Raw genomic sequence first — 14,101 nt, 5'->3', positions numbered from 1 at the left:
CGCCGCGCCGGCGGCGCCCGTGCGCGAAACCGCGCCGATCGGCGACGCGGCCTACCTGCGCAACCCGGCGCCCGACTACCCGGCCTTTGCGCAGGACCAGGGCTGGGAAGGGCGCGTCGTGCTGCGCGTGCACGTGCTCGCGAACGGCACGCCCGATGCCGTCGACGTCCGCACGAGCAGCGGCCGCCGCATGCTCGACAACGCGGCGGTGGCCGCCGTGAAGCGCTGGACGTTCGTGCCCGCGAAGCGCGGCGACGAAGCGGTCGACGGCTGGGTCAACGTGCCGATCGATTTCAAGCTGGGCTGACCGACCGGGCGGCCCGCCACATTTTTCAAGGAACTCACATCATGAACGGTATCCCGACCACCTTCATCGTCCAGGGCGCGCTCTGGCTGCTCGTCGTCTTCTCCGTCGTCACGTGGACGCTGATCGTCGTGAAGACGATCCAGAGCCTGCGTGCGAGCGCACGCAACCGGCATTACACGCGCGCGTTCTGGGCCGCGAACAGTTTCCACGAGGCGGCCGCGCTCGACGGCGCCGACAGCCCCGTGGGCGAACTCGCCGCGACGGGCTTCGACGCGCTGCGGCGCGCCGACGAAAGCAGCGCGCACGATCTCGAACACAGCTGGAGCCGCCACGACCTGCTCGAACGCCATCTGCGCCAGCAGATCCACAACGCGCGCCGGCGCGCGGAAGCGGGGCTCGCCGTGCTCGCGTCGATCGGCAGCACCGCGCCGTTCGTCGGCCTGTTCGGCACCGTGTTCGGCATCATCCACGCGCTGACCGCGATCACGCACAGTGCGTCCGCGAGCATCGATGTGGTCGCGGGGCCGATCGGCGAGGCGCTGGTCGCGACCGGGATCGGCATCGCGGTCGCGGTGCCGGCCGTGCTCGCGTACAACTTCTTCGTGCGCCGCGTGAAGGCAGCGTCGGCCGATCTCGATGCGTTCGCAACCGATTTCGTCACGCTCGCGCAGAAGGCCGGTTTCCGCGTGCCGCCCGCCGCCACCGCGCCCGCGCCGGCACGCCGTGCCGACGGCGCCCGTCAGGAGGCGTTCGCATAATGGCCTTCTCGTCCTCTTCCGACAACGACGACGTGCTCAGTGAAATCAACATCACGCCGCTCGTCGACGTGATGCTCGTGCTGCTCGTTGCGTTCATCGTCACGGCGCCGCTGCTCAACAACGCGGTGCACGTGAACCTGCCGAACACCGTCGCCACGGCGCCGGCCGACCGCAAGCCGAACGTCACCGTGAGCGTCGACGACAAGGGCGTCGTGTATCTCGACAAGCGCGCGGTCGCGCTCGCCGCGGTGCCGGCCGAGCTCGCCGCGCTGAAGGCCGGCCGGCCCGACGTCGCGCTCGACCTGCAGGCCGACGAGCACGTGCCGTACGGCACCGTCGCGAAGCTGATGGCCGCGATCGAGCATGCGGGTATCACGCGGCTGTCGGTGCTCACCGCGCCGCGCGGCTGATGCGCGGTTCACGACTCCTTTTCCGAACGCATCCATGAGCATCACGGCTTCCCATCACGTCCAGTCGATCTGGTACACGCGCTGTCCGGTGCCGACGCCGCTCGGCATCGCCGCGCATCTCGGCTGGCTCGACAGCGAGTTCGCCGGCGACGGCATCACCGTCCGCGCGCTGCAGGAGAACCAGCACGCGGCGCTGCATCGCGCGCACGTCGATCATTCGCTCGACAACACGTTCCGGCAGGGCGGCAGCATTCCCGCGCTGTGGGCGCGCGCCTCCGGTGCCGATACCCGGGTGGTCGCGCTGACCTGGGTCGACGAGGCGCAGGCGATCGTCGCGTTGCCGGAAACCGGCCTGGCGCGGCCGAGGGACCTGCGCGGGCGCCGCATCGGGCTGCCGCGCCGCGACGGCGAACGTATCGACATCTTCCGCGCGGCGGCGCTGCGCGGCTTCGTCAGCGCGCTGTCGCTCGACGGGCTCGGCCCCGCCGACGTCGAATGGGTCGACGTGCCCGCGTCGAACCTGCGCGCGCCCGTGTCGACGCCGCTGACGCGCGACGCGGCATTCAGCCATCCGTCGAGTCTGTCCAGCCGGCGCCTTTATGCGGCCGAAGCGGCCGCGCTCGTGCGCGGCGAGGTCGACGCGATCTACGTGAAGGGTTCGCTCGGGCTCGAGACCGCGCACCTGATCGGCGCGCAGACGGTCGTCGACATCGGCTTTCATCCCGATCCGCAGATCCGCATCAACAACGGCTCGCCTCGGCCGCTGACCGTCAATGCGTCGACGCTCGAACGCCATCCCGACATCGTTCGCCGCTTCCTCGCGCGCGTGACCGACGTCGAATGCTGGGCGCGCGAGCACGAGCAGGAAGTGCTCGGCTATCTCGGCCGCGAGACGGGATCGGGTCACGACTGGCTGCGGCTCGCGTACGGCACCGACGTGCACCGGCGGCTGCGCACGGATCTCGACGAAGCGTCGATCGCCGCGCTCGACGATTTCAAGCGCTTCCTCGTCGAATGGCGGTTCCTGCCTGCGGACTTCGACGTGCGCGCGTGGATCGACCGGCGCGCGCTCGACGGCATCGCACCGTTGTCTCGCGACGCCGCGCGGTGAGCGCGCCGGCACGCGTCGCCGACGCATGGCGGCGCGAGCGCTTCACCGGCGGCTTCATGCTGCTGGCGCTCGCGAGCGGCACGACGATCAGCATGGCGCAGCTCGCGACGACGCTGTATGCGCTCGCGCTCGGCGTCGACAGCGCGCGGCTCGGCATCATCGCCGCGATGGAGCCGCTCGGCATCGCGCTGATGACGCTGCCGGCCGGGCTGCTCGTCGCGCGCTACGGCGCGCGGCGCGTGTACTTCGCCGCGAGCATGGGGCCGATGCTGCTCAACCTCGTCGTGCCGTATACCGGCGCATGGCCGCTGATCGCGCTCACGCAAGTGCTGATCGGGCTGTGCATCCCGTTCCGGATCGTGTCCATCAACGGCGTGTTTCTCGCGCGTCTCGCGCAGATCGGCCTCGCGCGCGCCGGCTGGTACCGCGCGGCGATGTCGGTCGGAACCGGCATGGTCGGGCCGTGGCTCGCGAGCTGGCTGATCGGCGCGCATGGCGCGGTCGCGACGTTCTGCGCGGCGTCGGCGAGCTTCGCGGGCATGGCGCTGTTCAGCCGGACGCTGCTCGGCGACGCCGAGGCCGTGCCGCGCGGCGCCCAACCGGAAACCGGCGGCCTGCGCGCGTTGCTGGCGCTCGCATGGAATCACGACGTGCGCGAGCAACTCGTGCTGGAGGCCGTGAACAGTGCGACGCGTTCGCTTGCCGGCGCGTATACGGTCGTGCTCGCGATTCAGTCGCTCGGGCTGTCCCAGGCGCACGCCGTCGCGCTGCTGACGTTGCAGGGCGTGGTCGCGGTGATCGCGCTGTTCGGGCTCGGCCATGTCGCGCAACGGCTGAGCGCGCGCCGTTGCCACGGGCTCAGCCTGGCCGGCGCGGTGGCCGGCCTGCTCGCGCTCGGGCTCGCCCGTGACGCGTGGATCGTCGGCGCGGGGCTCGCCGCGCTGTGCGCCGGCTCGTCGCTGCTGCATCTCGTCAACATGCAGCGCCTCGGCCGTCACCCGGCGGACAAGAGCCAGGTGTCGAGCCTGTACAACCTCGCGTCGATGACGGGCGCGTTCTGCGGCCCGCTGGCCGGCAGTGCGCTCGTGCCGGCCGTCGGGTTGCAGGCCGTGTTTCTGTGCTGGCTGCCTGTCGTCGTGCTGGTGGCGTGCGCGTTGCGCGTCGCACATGGGCGGCGCGATGCGTCGCGGCCCGTGACTGCAAAGCTCTCCTGACGACCATCGGAGCGGGTGTCGCGCGATCCGGCAGTGTTGCGTGACAAGCAGTTTGCTTCCGTTCACAGATGCGCATGCAGCAACGCGCACCCCGCATACCTGCCGGAAGCCCGATACGACGGGCCTCTCGAGGCTGGCATCCGAATTGCAACAGGGAACCCGTGCGTCGCGCACGCACGTGCGTTCAACCGATCAAACAGGATGACTCATCGATGTTCAGGAAAAAACTAATCGTCACCGCGCTGGGGGGACTGCTGACGGGCGGAGCCGTATCGTTGCCCGCGTGGGCGGAAGAAGGTGCGGTGGCGGCGGCACCGGACGCGAAACCGGCACAACCGGGCACGGACGATGCAGCCGCGGCTGCACCGACGGCGGCCCGTGCGACCCGCGGCACGGCCATCCGCGAAACGAACCTCGGCACGGTCACCGTGACCGCGCGCCGGCGCAAGGAGAGCATCCAGGACGTGCCGGTCGCGGTGAGCGCGCTGAGCGGCGACGCGATCAGGAACAACGAGCTGCGCGTGGTCAACGACGTGACGAAGTACGTGCCGAACTTCACCGGGCAATCGACCGAGGGCCGCGAGCGGCCGCGCTGGTTCCTGCGCGGCGTCGGCAGCAACGATCCGTCGGACCTGTCGCTGAGCCCGATCGGCGTGTACTTCGACGACGTGTACATCAACAGCGTGTTCGGGCAGGGCTTTCCGCTGTTCGACCTCGACCGCATCGAAGTGCTGCGCGGCCCGCAGGGCACGCTGTGGGGCAAGAACACGGTCGGCGGCGCGCTCAGCATCACGTCGCAGAAGCCGACCTTCGACGTGAGCGGCTACGGCAAGATCGGGCTCGGCCAGTACAACAGCCGGCTCGCGGAGGCCGCGATCGGCGGGCCGATCGGCAAGAACGACGTGCTGGCCGCGCGCGTGTCGGTGTATCACGAGAACGCCGACAGCTTCTACACGAATACGGTGCAGCAAGGGCGCTTCGGCGGCTTCCACGACAACGCGGTGCGCTTCCAGGTGCTCGCCGTGCCCACGTCGGACACCAACTTCCTGTTCAACATCCACGGCCGCAACTACACGGGCGGCGGCAATGCGTGGCACGCGCAAGGCGCGGGGCCGGGCGGCGCGAACCAGTTCGGCTTCGTCGGCTCGAGCGATCCGTACACGGTGTCGCTCAACGCGCCGTCGAGCGATCACATCTCGACCTGGGGCACGTCGCTCACCGCGCACTGGCGCATCAACCCGGCGGTCACGCTCACGTCGATCACCGCGTTCGAAGGGCTGCACCGCTGGTACCAGGACGACGAGGACTATTCGGCGTTCGACGCCGCGCGCTCGCACGATCGCCTGTCGAGCCGCCAGTTCTCGCAGGAATTCCGGCTCGAATCGCCGCAGAACGACCGGCTGAGCTGGCTCGTCGGCACGCACCTGTTCACCGAGCAGCTGGCCGAGCAGGGCGCCGGCGGCGGCTTGCCGGGTTCGCCGTCACCCGCGTTCTACCACCTGACCGACCTCACGCAGCACACGCAGAGCGCGGCGATCTTCGGCAGTGTGAAGTACCGGTTTACCGACCGCTTCAACGTGACGGGCGGGCTGCGTTACACGATCGAGCGCAAGAACATCAACCTGACCGGGCTGCAGGGCACCGGCAACGTGACGTTCGACAATCCCGGCAGCTGGTGGGAGCCGTCGTCGGTGTCGTCGCCGCTGGCGGTCAGCGCGCGGCAGAACCAGACGAACACCTGGCGCGCGCCGACCTGGGACCTCACGCCCGAATACGCGCTCAGCAGCAACGTGCGTGCGTACTTCCGCTATGCGCGCGGCTTCCGTTCGGGCGGCTACAACGGCAACGCGTATACGCAGAGCACGGTGTCGACCGTGTCGCCGGAGTACCTGACCGACTATGAAGTCGGCATCAAGAGCGAGTGGTTCGACAAGCGGCTGATCGTCAACGCGAGCGTGTTCCACTACGACTATCGCGACATCCAGGTGTTCGCGCTCGCGCCGAACCCGTTCGGCGGCCCGCCGGTGTCGACGCTGTCGAATGCGGGGCAGGGGCGCGCGGACGGCTTCGAACTGGAGCTGAAGGCGCAGCCGGTCAACAGCCTCTACCTGTTCGCGAACCTGGGGATGCTGAACACGCGCTACACGGAGTTCCGCTACGTGCCGACCGCCGTCGGCAACTCGTTCGCGCGCTCGCCGCATACAACGATCAATGCGGGCTTCGACTATCGCGTACCGGTGTCGTTCGGCACGCTGATCGCAGGCGGTGACGTGAACTACCGCAGCCGCGAATACTTCAGCGCGACCCGGCAGACGATGCCGCAGCTCTGGCAGGGCGGCTACACGGTGCTGAACGCGCACGTTTCCTACACGACGCCGAACCAGAAGTACATCGTGACGGGCTACGTGACGAACCTGACCAACAAGGTCTACAAGAAGCTCGAGCTGCTGCCGTCGTATGGCGCGTATCCGGCGCTGTACGGCGACCCGCGCACGGTCGGGATCACGCTGACCGCGAAAATCTGACGGGCGGCACGGGCACGGGCACGACACGCACGCGGCGACGCGGCGGCCCGCCCGTGTTCGCCGCGCGTCAGATCAGCAGCGACAGCGTCCTGAACAGCGCGAGATCCGCCTTGCGTGCCGATCGCGCATGGCGGCGGATCACGTGCAGCAGGCACTCGATGAAGCAGCGCGCCGCGTCGCTCAGCGTGCTGCTGCGCCGCGTGACGATCCCGAGGTCGCGCGGCTCGAAAGTCTCCTTCAGCTGCAACGCGCGCATCCGTTCGCCGAACGGCGGCACCGCAGCGAGAATCGTCGGGCACCACGTGCACATGTCGGCCTGTTCGAGCATCGTCTGCAGCATCGCCACCGACTGCGCGCGGACGATGCGCCGTTCGTCGATGTCGGCACCGTGGCGCGTGAACAGGTAGTCGACGAGCGCGGCCTGCCCGTCGGCCGCGAAATTCAGCACCCAGTCGTTCTCGAGCAGGTCGTGGATCGATCGCGCGTGTTCGCGCGGATGGCCGGCGCGCACCATTACCGATGTCTCGTAGCGCAGCATCGGCTCGAACGCGAATTCCTGTGTGCCGCCCGGTTGCACGTGCCCGAGCGCGAAATCCATGCTGCCGTCGCGCAACAGCGGCTGCGCGACGGCCATCAGCGCCTCGTAGAGTTCGAGGCGCACGTCGGGCATCCGCTCGCGAAAGCGCAGCACCGTTTCCGCCAGGAACGTCATCGTGAGCCACGGCGTCACGCCGATGCTCAGCCGGCCCTCGATGCGGCCGCGCATGCGTTCGAGATCGCTCTGCGCATGTTCGAGCTGCTTCAGCACGAGCTTCGCGTGCGTGAGCAGCGTCTTGCCGTATTCCGTGAAGCCGATTCCCTCCGGCGCGCGCACGAGCAGCGGCAGGCGCTCGCCGGCCTCCAGTTCGCGCAGCGCGCGCGTGACGGCCGCCTGCGACAGCCCGAGCGTGCGCGCCGCGCCGCGGATGCTCCCTGCCTCCGCGCTCGCGACGAGCGCCTGAAGCTGATGCAGCCTGATCGTACCCATGGTGCGATACCCGACAACGAAAGGTTGTCATCATAACGAAACCGCGGCTGTTCGCCGGGATTTTCGCTGCCTACGATGCGGCCACGATCGGTCATTCGGGCGATCGGCAACCGGCGTACATCGAGGAGAATCGGGGTTGATCCACAAACTAGTCCAGCCGGAATTGGCGGCCATCGAGACGGAGATGATTGCGCTGCGCCGACGGCTGCACGCGCATCCGGAGCTCGGCTTCGAGGAACATGCGACGAGCGACCTCGTGGCCGGTTTCCTGACAACGTGGGGTTATCGGGTGACGCGCGGGCTCGGCGGCACGGGCGTGGTCGGTACGTTGACGCGAGGCGCCGGTAAGCGGCTCGGGCTGCGCGCCGACATGGATGCGCTGCCGATCCGCGAGGCGACCGGGCTGCCGCATGCGAGCCGGTGCGACGGCGTGATGCATGCATGCGGCCACGACGGCCATACGGCGATGCTGCTGGCGGCGGCGCGGTGCCTGGCCGAGCGCGCCCGCTTCACGGGCACGCTGAACCTGATTTTCCAGCCGGCCGAGGAAGGGCTCGGCGGCGCGAAGCGGATGATCGACGACGGGCTGTTCGAGCAGTTTCCGTGCGATGCGGTGTTCGCGATGCACAACGTGCCGGGCCTGCCCGCCGGCGTGCTCGGTTTCTGCGACGGCCCGGCGATGGCATCGGCCGACGAGGTGCGCGTGCGCGTGACCGGGCGCGGCGGGCATGGCGCGGCGCCGCATACGACGATCGATCCGGTGGTCGTCTGCGCGTCGATCGTGATGGCGCTCCAGACCGTCGTGTCGCGCAACGTGAACCCGCAGGACCTGGCGATCGTGACGGCCGGCTCGATCCATGCGGGCACCGCGTCGAACGTGATCCCGCCGCACGCGGAACTGGCGCTGAGCGTGCGCGCACTGTCGCCGGACGTGCGCGCGCTGCTCGAACGGCGCATTCGCGAGATCGTGCACGGGCAGGCCGCGAGCTACGGCGCGACGGCCGAGATCGATTACCGCCACGACTATCCGGTGCTCGTCAATCACGCGGCGGAAACCGCCTTCGCGCGCGACGTCGCCCGTGAATGGGGTGGTGACGGCGCGCTGATCCCCCATCTGCGGCCGATCGCGGCAAGCGAGGACTTCGCGTTCATGCTGAGCGTTTGCCCCGGCAGCTACCTGTCGATCGGCAACGGTGACGGCAATGGCGACGGCGGCGCCGGATGCGGGCTGCACCATCCCGGCTACGACTTCAACGACGCGTGCCTCGCCACCGGCGCGAGCTACTGGATTGCGCTGGCGGAGCGCTATCTCGCGTGACGCGCCCGCATGATTTTGACTGACGATTCACACGAGGAAGGAGACTGGCAATGAAGCAGTGGAAGCAATGTAAGCGAATGGCGGCGCTCGCGTTGGCGCTGGCGGCGGGGGCGGCACATGCGGGTGACTGGGCGGGCAGGGAGATTCGCCTCGCGGTCGATCCGACTTACCCGCCGCTCGAGTACAAGCTGCCCGACGGCACGCTGACGGGCTTCGGGATCGACATCACGAATGCGTTGTGTGCGGAGCTGCATGCGCGCTGCGTGTGGGTCGAGTCGAGTTTCGACGGGATGATTCCGGGGCTGCTCGCGCGCAAGTTCGACGTCATCGCGTCGTCGATGACGATTACGCCGAAGCGGCAGCAGCAGATCGCCTTCACGAACCGGATCTCGAATGCGCCGGCGCGCCTCGTCGCGCGCAAGGGTTCGCCGCTGCTGCCGACGGCCGACGCGCTGAAGGGCAAGCGCGTGGGCGTCGAGCAGGGCTCCGCGCAGGCCGACTATGCGATCGCGAACTGGCAGCCGGCCGGCGTGCAGATCGTGTCGTACCCGAACCAGGACCAGGTCTATGCCGATCTCGTGACGGGCCGGCTCGACGCGGCGTTCCAGGCATCGATCGCGGCGAGCGACGGTTTCCTGAAGAAGCCGCAGGGCAAGGATTTCGCGTTCGTCGGCGCGGCGATCGACGACGCGAAGTATTTCGGGCAGGGCGACGGGCTCGGGCTGCGCAAGCAGGACAACGACCTGCGCGACGCCTTCAACCGCGCGCTCGCGACGATCCTCGCGAACGGCACGTACCAGCGGATCAACCGGAAGTATTTCGACTTCGACATCTACGGCACGAAGTAAGCGGTGGCGCCATGCATGGCGCGGTAACGACAAAACAAATAAGGATGACGGATGAACTGGAGATTGATTTTCGTCGCGATGCCGGCACTGTGCGCCGCGCCCGCGTTCGCGCAAGGCAGCGTCACGCTGTACGGCCTCGTCGATGCGGGCATCGACTACACGAACAATGTCGGCGGCCACGGCGCGTGGCAGATGGCGAGCGGCTTCGCGCAGGGCAGCCGCTGGGGGCTGAAGGGCAGCGAGGATCTGGGGGGCGGCTACAGCGCGCTGTTCCGGGTCGAGAACGGCTTCAACGTGAACAGCGGCACGCTCGCGCAGGGCGGCCGCATGTTCGGGCGGCAGGCGTACGTCGGCCTCGGCAGCGCGCGGTTTGGCACGCTGACGCTCGGCCGGCAATACGATGCAGTGGTCGACTATCTCGCGCCGACCACAGCGAACGGTAGTTGGGGCGTCTATCCGTTCTCGCATCCGCTCGACAACGACAACACCGGCAATACGTTTCGGGTCAACAACACGGTCAAGTATGCGAGCCCGGATTTCGCCGGTTTCTCGTTCGGCGGCACGTACAGCTTCAGTAACGACACGGGCTTCGCGAACAACCGGCAGTGGAGCGTCGGCGCGCAGTACGAGCAGGGCGGGTGGCTCGTCGGCGCGGCCTTCCTGAATGCGGACAACCCGGGTGCGACGCCGGGCGGCGCGATCGCGGGCTCGGGATCGGTCGGCGCCGATGCGAACTTCGCGTCGGCGCGGCTGCGGATCTTCGGTGCGGGCATCAACTACACGGCGGGGCCCGCGACGGTCGGGTTCGCGTACACGAACAGCAACGTCACGCGGCCCACCGCGAACGTCGGTTACCTGTTCGGCGACGAAACGATCGAGCCCGTGACCGGCCCGCTCGCAGGCGGCGCGGTCACGTCGATCAAGTACCAGAACTTCGAAGTAAACGGCAAATACCAGTTCACGCCCGCGCTGTTCGTCGGGGCGCAGTACGTGTACACGACGGTGCGCTACGACGCAACGACGGGCACCGCGAAGCCGAAGATCCATTCGCTCGGGCTGATGGCCGACTACATGCTGTCGAAGCGCACGGACGTGTACCTGATGGGCGCCTACCAGCGGATCGCGGGCGACGCGACGGGTTCGTCGCTCGACCAGGCCTATGTTCCCGGCGCGGCGGACCTGTCGTCGACCTCGAAGCAACTGATGATTCACGCGGGGCTCCGTCACAGGTTCTGACGCCGTATGCAGCGGGCGAGGCCGCCCGCTGCCCGTCGCCCCGATGCGCTTACCGCGCGACGCGGATCACGACCTTGCCGAAGTGCTGCCCCGACTGCAGGTACGCATACGCCTGCGGCGCTTCGTCGAAGCCGAACACACGATCGACCACCGGCTTGATCCGCTTCGCGTCGACGAGGCGCACGACGTCGTCGAGCATCGCGCGGCTGCCGACCATGATCCCCTGCAGCCGCCGGATCCCGCCGATCAGCGACAGCAGCCCGAGCTCGGGGCCGCCGAAGCTGCTGAGGCCGCCGATCACCGACACGGTGCCGCCCATCTTCGTCGCGGCGACCGAGCGCGGCAGCGTATCCTTGCCGCCGACTTCGACGACCAGATCCGCACCCGCTCCGCCGGTGAGCCGCAGCACGTCGTGTTGCCATTCGGGCGTGGCGCGATAGTTGATGGTTGCGTCCGCACCGAGCGCGCGGGCGCGTTCGAGCTTCGCGTCGCTCGACGACGTGACGATGGTGCGCAGCCCCGCGGCATGCGCGAGCTGCAGCGCGACGATCGACACGCCGCCCGTGCCGAGCAGTACGACGGTCGCGCCGGGCCCCAGGCCGCCGTCGGCGAACAGCGCGTTCCAGGCGGTGATGCCCGCGCACGACAGCGTCGCCGCCTCGTCGTAGTCCAGATGCGCGGGAATCGCGACCAGCGCCGCCTCGTCGGACACGAAGTGCTCGGCCAGCACGCCGTCGAAATGCGAGCCGGGCGATCCCGAGGTTTTCTGCGGCGTCGGCGGCCCGTCGATCCAGCGCGGGAAGTAGGTGTTGATCACGCGATCGCCGGGCTTGAAGCGCGTGACGTCGCGGCCCGTTTCGATGACTTCGCCGGCGCCGTCGGCAACCGGAATCAGCGCTTCCGTGCCGATGCCGAGATAGTCGCCGCGCGCGAACATCAGGTCGCGATAGTTCAGGCCGGCCGAATGGATCTTCACGACGACGTCGGTCGGCCCGACCGCGCGGCGTGTCGCGTCGATGCGCCGAAGCCCGGCCACACCGTCGCCCGGTTTTACTTGCCATGCGCGCATGTCGACTCCTTTTTCGAGATAGTGCGGACTATCATAGTGTTGCGCGCAGGGACGCATTGACGATAATTCGGCCGATGACTGTCGCCTGCATGGACACAAACCTGTTACCCCACCGGAGCGAAATGGCATGGACGAGCGGCTGAGAGGCGTTGCCGAATTTGTCGACGTGGTGGATTCGGGCAGCTTCGCGGCGGCCGCGCTGCGGCTCGGCGTCACGCGCTCGGCCGTCGCGAAGGTCGTCGCGCGGCTCGAACGCCGTCTCGGCACCCGGCTGCTGCAGCGCACGACACGCCAGCTCGGCCTGACCGACGAAGGGCTCGTCTATTACGAACAGTGCCGGCGGCTGCTCGCCGAACTCGGCGAGACGGAGGCCGCGCTCGACGCGGGCCAGCGCGAGCCGGCGGGGCGGCTGCGCGTCAGCGTGCCGGTGCTGTTCGGGCGGCAATGCGTGGCGCCCCTCATGCGGCGCCTCGTGGAGCGCCATCCGCGGCTCGAAATCGACGTGTCGTTCAGCGATCGCGTGGCCGACCTCGTCAACGACGGCTTCGACATCGCGGTGCGCATCGGCGAGCTCGCCGATACGAGCGCGCTCGTCGGCCGCAAGCTCGGCGTGCAGCGCATGGGCATCTGCGCATCGCCCGCGTATCTCGAACGTCATGGCCGGCCGGCGGGGCTCGACGAACTCGCGTCGCACGTCGGCATCGCGTATTCGCGCGGCGGGCAACCGACGCCGTGGCCGATAGTCGGCGCGAACGGCGCGGTGCACGACCATCGCCCGGCCGGGCGCCTGCGGCTCGACGACCTGCAGGCCATTGCCGATGCGGCCGCCGCCGGCGCGGGCCTCGCGTGGCTCCCCTGCTGGCTGATGGCGCCTTACCTGCGCGACGGACGCCTCGCGCTCGTGATGGACAGCAACAGCGTGTCGGGCGCCGAAGTGTTCGCGGTGCGGCCGGCATCGCGCCACGTGCCGTCGAAGGTGCGTGTCGTCATCGATGCGCTCGTCGACGAGATACCGAAGATGCTCGCGTCGGATGGTTGAGGCGGGCGCGTCGGTCGCGGCATCCCCGCGACGCATGGTCGGCCGGTGCGGCGTATGATCGTCGCACACCCAATCCGCCGGGGGCACGACGTCATGAAGCGCGAACCGCAGGTCGTCATCGCCATCGTCATCTCAGCGACCGTTCCGAACCCCACCTGTTACACGGTTCTTCGGTGATGCGCGGGCCGGCATGCAGCCCCGGTGCGCACGGGGACCTCCCAACGACAACCCGGCGCGCGCGTACATGACGACGATCGATACCACGAAGGCCGCGCGGCAACCCGGCTGGCTGCGCATCGCGCCCGCACTGTTCCTGCTGTTGTGGGCAAGCGGCTTCGTGTTCCTGAAGCTCGGCTTGCGCTATGCCGATCCGCTCACCTTCCTCGCACTGCGCTATGCGTGCGTCGTCGCGCTGCTCGCCGGCCCGTTCCTGTGGCTGCGCCCTGCGTTGCCGCGCACGGGGCGCGCATGGCGCGATCTCGTCGTGGTCGGCCTGTTGCTGCAGGCCGGTTATTTCGCGTGTACGTACCTGAGCTTGAAGCTCGGCATGTCGGCGGGCGCCGTCGCGCTCGTCACGTCGCAGCAGCCGATCCTCGTCGGGCTGCTCGCGCCGATGATTGCCGGCGAACGCGTCGGCGTGCTGCGCTGGATCGGGCTCGCACTCGGCGCCGCGGGCGCGGTGCTGGTGATCCTCGCGCGTTCGTCGGTCGATGTCGCGTCGCCCTGGGCGCTCGCGTTCGCGCTGTTCGCGCTCGCCTGCATCACCGGCGGCACGCTGTGGGAAAAACGCTTCGGCACCGATGTCCATCCGGTCACCGCGAACCTCGTGCAGTACGCGGTCGGCCTCGCGGTCACCGCGCCGCTCGCGTTCGCGCTCGAACCGATGCACGTGCAATGGACCGCCGGGCTCGCCGGTTCGCTCGCGTACCTCGTCATCTGCAACTCGCTGATCGCGATCTCGCTGCTGCTCGCGATGGTGCGGTACGGCGAGGCGTCGCGCGTGTCGGCGCTGTTCTTCCTGATCCCGCCCGCGACCGCGCTGATCGCGCTCGTGGCGCTCGGCGAGACGATCGGCGCGCTCGCATGGCCGGGGATGGCGCTCGCGGCTGCCGGCCTGTTTCTCGTGATGCGTTACTGAATACCGAACGCGCGCGGGATGCGGGCCGGCGTGTCGATGCCGGCCGATTCGTGCGTGGCGGATCGCGTCGCGGCGCGCGATGCCGATGGCGGAGGGGCGGG

General features: G+C 68.9%; 13 protein-coding genes. 11 read left to right on the top strand and 2 right to left on the bottom strand.

Annotation, left to right across the window (positions count from 1 at the left end; translation table 11 throughout):
* The 6 genes from ABY44_RS00160 to ABY44_RS00135 all read left to right on the top strand — a co-directional run.
* On the top strand, positions 1-307 hold a 307-nt coding region (locus ABY44_RS00160; RefSeq protein WP_431640680.1), incomplete at its 5' end, for an energy transducer TonB.
* 41 nt (positions 308-348) lie between these two features.
* Complete coding sequence (locus tag ABY44_RS00155) at positions 349-1,065, top strand: MotA/TolQ/ExbB proton channel family protein (protein WP_060171431.1); 717 nt, start codon at positions 349-351, stop codon at positions 1,063-1,065.
* A complete protein-coding gene (locus ABY44_RS00150; protein WP_009694203.1) occupies positions 1,065-1,475 on the top strand; it encodes an ExbD/TolR family protein in 411 nt (136 codons plus the stop codon). Before ABY44_RS00155 ends, ABY44_RS00150 begins: the two co-directional genes overlap by 1 nt.
* A gap of 34 nt (positions 1,476-1,509) precedes the next feature.
* The gene (locus ABY44_RS00145; protein WP_060171429.1) at positions 1,510-2,586 is read left to right on the top strand and encodes an ABC transporter substrate-binding protein; all 1,077 of its coding nucleotides are present in this window, start codon (positions 1,510-1,512) and stop codon (positions 2,584-2,586) included.
* Positions 2,583-3,800 (top strand): MFS transporter, encoded by a 1,218-nt coding sequence (locus tag ABY44_RS00140; RefSeq protein WP_060171427.1) that lies wholly within the window; start codon positions 2,583-2,585, stop codon positions 3,798-3,800. Before ABY44_RS00145 ends, ABY44_RS00140 begins: the two co-directional genes overlap by 4 nt.
* A 212-nt stretch (positions 3,801-4,012) precedes the next feature.
* Entirely contained in the window at positions 4,013-6,325 is a 2,313-nt protein-coding gene (locus ABY44_RS00135; protein ID WP_060171425.1) for a TonB-dependent receptor, read from the top strand.
* A 67-nt stretch (positions 6,326-6,392) separates the two neighbouring features.
* Here ABY44_RS00135 and ABY44_RS00130 read toward each other — a convergent pair whose 3' ends face one another.
* Positions 6,393-7,352: a LysR substrate-binding domain-containing protein gene (locus ABY44_RS00130; RefSeq protein ID WP_060171423.1), complete on the bottom strand. Its 960-nt coding sequence runs from the start codon at positions 7,350-7,352 to the stop codon at positions 6,393-6,395.
* 184 nt (positions 7,353-7,536) lie between these two features.
* On the opposite strand from ABY44_RS00130, the gene ABY44_RS00125 reads away from it, so the two are divergent.
* From ABY44_RS00125 to ABY44_RS00115, 3 genes are read left to right on the top strand one after another with little or no spacing between them, the layout of a single operon-like run.
* Entirely contained in the window at positions 7,537-8,670 is a 1,134-nt protein-coding gene (locus ABY44_RS00125; RefSeq protein WP_060171420.1) for a M20 aminoacylase family protein, read from the top strand.
* A gap of 50 nt (positions 8,671-8,720) precedes the next feature.
* Entirely contained in the window at positions 8,721-9,518 is a 798-nt protein-coding gene (locus ABY44_RS00120) for an ABC transporter substrate-binding protein (RefSeq protein WP_059692922.1), read from the top strand.
* A gap of 51 nt (positions 9,519-9,569) precedes the next feature.
* Positions 9,570-10,754: a porin gene (locus ABY44_RS00115; protein WP_431640674.1), complete on the top strand. Its 1,185-nt coding sequence runs from the start codon at positions 9,570-9,572 to the stop codon at positions 10,752-10,754.
* A 49-nt stretch (positions 10,755-10,803) separates the two neighbouring features.
* On the opposite strand, the gene ABY44_RS00110 is transcribed toward ABY44_RS00115, so the two are convergent.
* A complete protein-coding gene (locus tag ABY44_RS00110) occupies positions 10,804-11,823 on the bottom strand; it encodes a zinc-dependent alcohol dehydrogenase family protein (protein ID WP_060171415.1) in 1,020 nt (339 codons plus the stop codon).
* Between the two features lie 127 nt (positions 11,824-11,950).
* On the opposite strand from ABY44_RS00110, the gene ABY44_RS00105 reads away from it, so the two are divergent.
* Both ABY44_RS00105 and ABY44_RS00100 read left to right on the top strand, forming a co-directional pair.
* Entirely contained in the window at positions 11,951-12,862 is a 912-nt protein-coding gene (locus ABY44_RS00105; RefSeq protein WP_027790759.1) for a LysR family transcriptional regulator, read from the top strand.
* A gap of 244 nt (positions 12,863-13,106) precedes the next feature.
* Positions 13,107-14,000, top strand: a complete 894-nt coding sequence (locus tag ABY44_RS00100; protein WP_027790760.1) for a DMT family transporter — start codon at positions 13,107-13,109, stop codon at positions 13,998-14,000.
* The last annotated feature ends 101 nt before the right edge of the window (positions 14,001-14,101 follow it).

It is taken from the genome of Burkholderia sp. ZZQ-2 (assembly GCF_050768715.1).
In the GTDB taxonomy this organism is placed as follows: domain Bacteria; phylum Pseudomonadota; class Gammaproteobacteria; order Burkholderiales; family Burkholderiaceae; genus Burkholderia; species Burkholderia cepacia.
Note: the sequence above shows the minus strand (reverse complement) of the source record. Positions and strands in the feature narration are given on the sequence as shown.